A 3,444-nucleotide genomic window follows, 5' to 3' on the forward strand; every position below is an offset into this window, starting at 1 on the left:
GCTGGCGCGCCACCAGGGCCTTCACCACTTGCGCGGCCAGATCGTCGGGGCGCAGGCCGGCGAGAGCACCCTTGCGGGCGAAGTGGAACGGCGAACGGGCGTAGTCGATCAGGTAGGCGTTCATGGTGGTTCTCGGTGCTGGGTTGAAACGGAACGTGAAACCGGGCGGCGTCAGCGCAGAAAGTCTTTCAGCGCGTCGAGCACCTGCGGGTCTTTCAGCAACTTGCGGTGGCCCAGGCCCTGTGTGGCCAGCAGCTGCGCGCCGCCGATCGCCTGCTGGTAGGCCAGGCCATCGGCGAAGGCGTTGATGCGGTCTTCGCGGTCGTGCACCACCAGGGTGGGGCGTTGGATGCGAGGCCCCACCACGGCGGGTTCGAGCTGGGCCATCAGCACCCCTTCCCGGGTTTCGACGCGTTGCTGCATGGCCGCGCGCGTGCGTTCGGACAAACCGAACACCGCCGCGAACAAATGGGTGAAGGCGCGCGGCGAAGCGGGTGGTGCCAGCAACACCAGGCGCTCCACCGGCAAACCCCGGCTGACCGAGAAGGCCGCAGCATTGGCGCCCAGCGAGTGCGCCACCAGTGCGCGCACCGGTTGCCCCTGGTGTTGCAGGCGCGCGCCCAGGTAGTCGATGGCGCGCGCAAACTGCGGCAGGTTGCTGATGGCACCCCGGCTGCGTCCATGTGCGGGCATCTCGGCGATCACCGGTTGCAGGCCCAGGTCGGCCACCGCCTCGGCCAGCGCCAGCATCTGGCCTGCGTGGCCGCCCCAACCGTGTACCAGCAAGACCACCGGCGCGTTCGGCGCATCCGGGGCGGAGGTCCGGGTGTACAGGGTGATGCTGGCGTCTTCAAACGGCAGCGTGCCGATCTGCCAGGGCGCGTCCCAGGGACGGTGGCGCGCCATCCAGCGGGGTGGCAAGGGCGTACCGAACAGGCGGTAGGCCGCTTGCACCGCCAGCGCGGGCCACAGGCGTTGCACCGTGGTGAAACTCAGGCGGAACAGGCGCAGGCCCGGGCTGGTGGCGTAAAAGGCCGAGGTGGCTTCGATGGCAGAGGGGCTCATGGCGGGGGTTTCCTTTAGAAAAAAATCCAGTCGTTGGCGGATTTGGGGATATCGCGTGTCCAGTGTTGAACCAGCGCCCGCAGACAGACAGCGACCAGCCCGAACAACAGCAGACCCAGTACCAGCAGCAAGCCGTTTTCCATCGCGAACTCCTTAATCGCACAGTTGTGCGAAATTTAGACAAAGCACCACAGTCAGAAACAGGGAGGGGCCTTCTCAGGCCTGGTAACTTTTGCGCAAACGCGCCCAGGTGGCCAAAGCCCGGTCGGCGGCGTGCGGGTCGCGCAAGAAGCGGGCGTCGTGTACCAGGCCCATGGCCAGGTTGGATATCTCGCCCACCAGTTGTTCGGGGTCGGTGTCGGCGACCAGCTCGCCGGTCTCCACCGCCTGGGTGACGGTGCGCCGCAAGGCGGCGCGCCAGCGCGTCACCTCGCTCAGTAGCAGATCGCGCAACTCGCCTTCGCGGTCGTCCAGCTCGAAGGCGCCGGCCGTGTATATGCAGCCTTGCTGCACCTCCACGTCGCGCAGGCGCACGATCCAGCGCTGCACAATGGTGTCCAGCCGGGGCAGGCCTTTGGGTTTTTGCATGGCCGGCACAAACACATCGGCCAGAAAGCGGCGCCCGAATTCTTCGATCACCGCTTTTTGCAAAGCTTCGCGCGAACCGATGCGCGAAAACACCCCGCTCTTGCTCAGTCCAATGCGGTCGGCCACGGCCTGCAGGGTGATGGCCTCCAGACCTTCGGCACCGGCGATGTCGATGCCTGCGCCCACGATGGCGGCCAGGGTCAGTTCGCTTTTTTGGGTCCGGGTGTCCATGGAGCAAATATTAGCACAAGCGTGCGAATATGAAAGACACCCTTCTGGGAAAGGTGTTTCTGCCGATCAGGCGACGCGGAAAAAGCGCATCTCGACCCGGTCGGGAAAGCGTGCACCGGTGCCGATGAACAGGCTCTCGGTCATCCACCCCAGGGCGGGGTGCGAGACTTCAAAGGTCGGCGCACAACGGAAGTAGATCGCCGCCGGGTCTACCGGCTCGCCCCGCACCAGTTTGGCAATGTCTTGCGCCGAGCCCCGGCGCAGCGCGCGGTTCTGCACATACACATGGGCGCCGGGCCATTGCGCGTCGTCGAGCTGCAGCAGGTAGCGCGCGTCCAGGTCGGCCATGGTCTCGCTCAGCACCAGCTGAAAGTCGGCACCACCGGCCAGCACCCGCCCGTTCAACTGGCCGCGCACGGTGCCGCCGGTGATCGGGATGATGCGGCGCAGGCCGTGGCTGTGCGTGCCGGTGATCTGGCCCGCCTCCAGCGGCGTGGCCACGGTGACGGACAAGTCCATCACCGGTTCAAGAACCGGGGTGCCCAAGGCCATGGACGGCTCCGCCATCAAGCGCCCACGGCCGGCAGCACCTGGCCTTTGCATTCGCCAAAGCCGATGCGGGCCGCGCCCGGTTTTTCGCACCAGCCGCGCAGGATGATGGCGTCGCCGTCTTCCAGGAAGGTGCGTTGCTCGCCCGTGCCCGGCACGGGGATGGAGCGGCTGCCACCCAGGCTGAGTTCTACGATCGCGCCCGCTTCTTCGGCGGTGGGGCCGGAGATGGTGCCGGTGCCCAGCAGGTCGCCGGTTTGCAGGTTGCAACCACCCACGGTGTGCTGGGCCACCATTTGCGCGATGGTCCAGTACTGGTGGCGAAAGCTGGTGGCCGAGAGGCGGTCGGGCGCCAGGCCGCGTGCGCGGTGTTGCGCGGTCTCCAGCCGCACTTCGAGCTGCACGTCCACACCGCCCTGGGCATTGTTGGTGGGCGTGTCCAGATAGGGCAGGGGCTGGGGCTCGTCCGTCGGGTGCGAGAACGGCACGCGAAACGGTGCGAGCGCTTCCATGGTCACGATCCAGGGTGAGACCGTGGTGCAGAAGTTCTTGCCCAGAAAGGGGCCGAGCGGGTTCATTTCCCAGAACTGGTGGTCGCGCGCCGACCAGTCGTTGAGCAGGCACATGCCAAAAATATGGGCCTCGGCCTCGGCCAGGGGAATGGGCTGCCCCTGTGGGTTGCCGTGGCCGATGTAAAAGCCCATCTCCAGCTCGTAGTCCATGCGCTTGCAGGCGCCGTACACCGGTGCCTGGGCGCCGGGCGGCATGGCCTGGCCCATGGGGCGGTGGAACGGCGTGCCGCTGATGACCACGCTGGAGGCGCGGCCGTGGTAGGCGATGGGAATCCACTGGAAGTTGGGGGTGAGCGGATCTTCCGGGCGGAACACGCGGCCCACGTTGCGGGCGTGGTGGATGGAGGTGTAGAAGTCGGTGTAGTCACCGATGCGGGCGGGCAACTGGTATTCCACGTCAGCCAGGGGCACCAGGCACTGCCGCAAGGCCGTGGCCACA

The 3,444-nt window shown here is 66.7% G+C and carries 5 protein-coding genes and 1 pseudogene; all 6 read right to left on the minus strand.

Annotation, left to right across the window (positions count from 1 at the left end; translation table 11 throughout):
• Positions 1–124, minus strand: a pseudogene (locus ABYB95_RS19705) (acetyl-CoA C-acyltransferase); the annotation flags it as partial.
• Positions 125–171: 47 nt separating this feature from the next.
• Complete coding sequence (locus ABYB95_RS19710) at positions 172–1,065, minus strand: alpha/beta hydrolase (RefSeq protein WP_372660804.1); 894 nt, start codon at positions 1,063–1,065, stop codon at positions 172–174.
• Between the two features lie 14 nt (positions 1,066–1,079).
• On the minus strand, positions 1,080–1,208 hold the full coding sequence (locus ABYB95_RS19715; RefSeq protein WP_372660807.1) for a hypothetical protein: 129 nt from the start codon (positions 1,206–1,208) through the stop codon (positions 1,080–1,082).
• 73 nt (positions 1,209–1,281) lie between these two features.
• On the minus strand, positions 1,282–1,884 hold the full coding sequence (locus ABYB95_RS19720) for a TetR/AcrR family transcriptional regulator (RefSeq protein ID WP_372660810.1): 603 nt from the start codon (positions 1,882–1,884) through the stop codon (positions 1,282–1,284).
• 66 nt (positions 1,885–1,950) lie between these two features.
• On the minus strand, positions 1,951–2,436 hold the full coding sequence (locus ABYB95_RS19725; RefSeq protein ID WP_372660813.1) for a DUF3237 domain-containing protein: 486 nt from the start codon (positions 2,434–2,436) through the stop codon (positions 1,951–1,953).
• A 14-nt stretch (positions 2,437–2,450) separates the two neighbouring features.
• Positions 2,451–3,444: fumarylacetoacetase (fahA, locus tag ABYB95_RS19730; protein ID WP_372660816.1), on the minus strand; the 994-nt coding region annotated here is incomplete at its 5' end.

The organism is Hydrogenophaga sp. (genome assembly GCF_041633695.1).
Classification (GTDB): Bacteria; Pseudomonadota; Gammaproteobacteria; order Burkholderiales; family Burkholderiaceae_C; genus Hydrogenophaga.

Bases quoted from the DNA above. Each gene is read 5' to 3' on its own strand.
- ABYB95_RS19710 (WP_372660804.1), bottom strand. From the start codon at position 1,065: ATGAGCCCCTCTGCCATCGAAGCCACCTCGGCCTTTTACGCCACCAGC.
- ABYB95_RS19715 (WP_372660807.1), bottom strand. From the start codon at position 1,208: ATGGAAAACGGCTTGCTGCTGGTACTGGGTCTGCTGTTGTTCGGGCTG.
- ABYB95_RS19720 (WP_372660810.1), bottom strand. From the start codon at position 1,884: ATGGACACCCGGACCCAAAAAAGCGAACTGACCCTGGCCGCCATCGTG.
- ABYB95_RS19725 (WP_372660813.1), bottom strand. From the start codon at position 2,436: ATGGCCTTGGGCACCCCGGTTCTTGAACCGGTGATGGACTTGTCCGTC.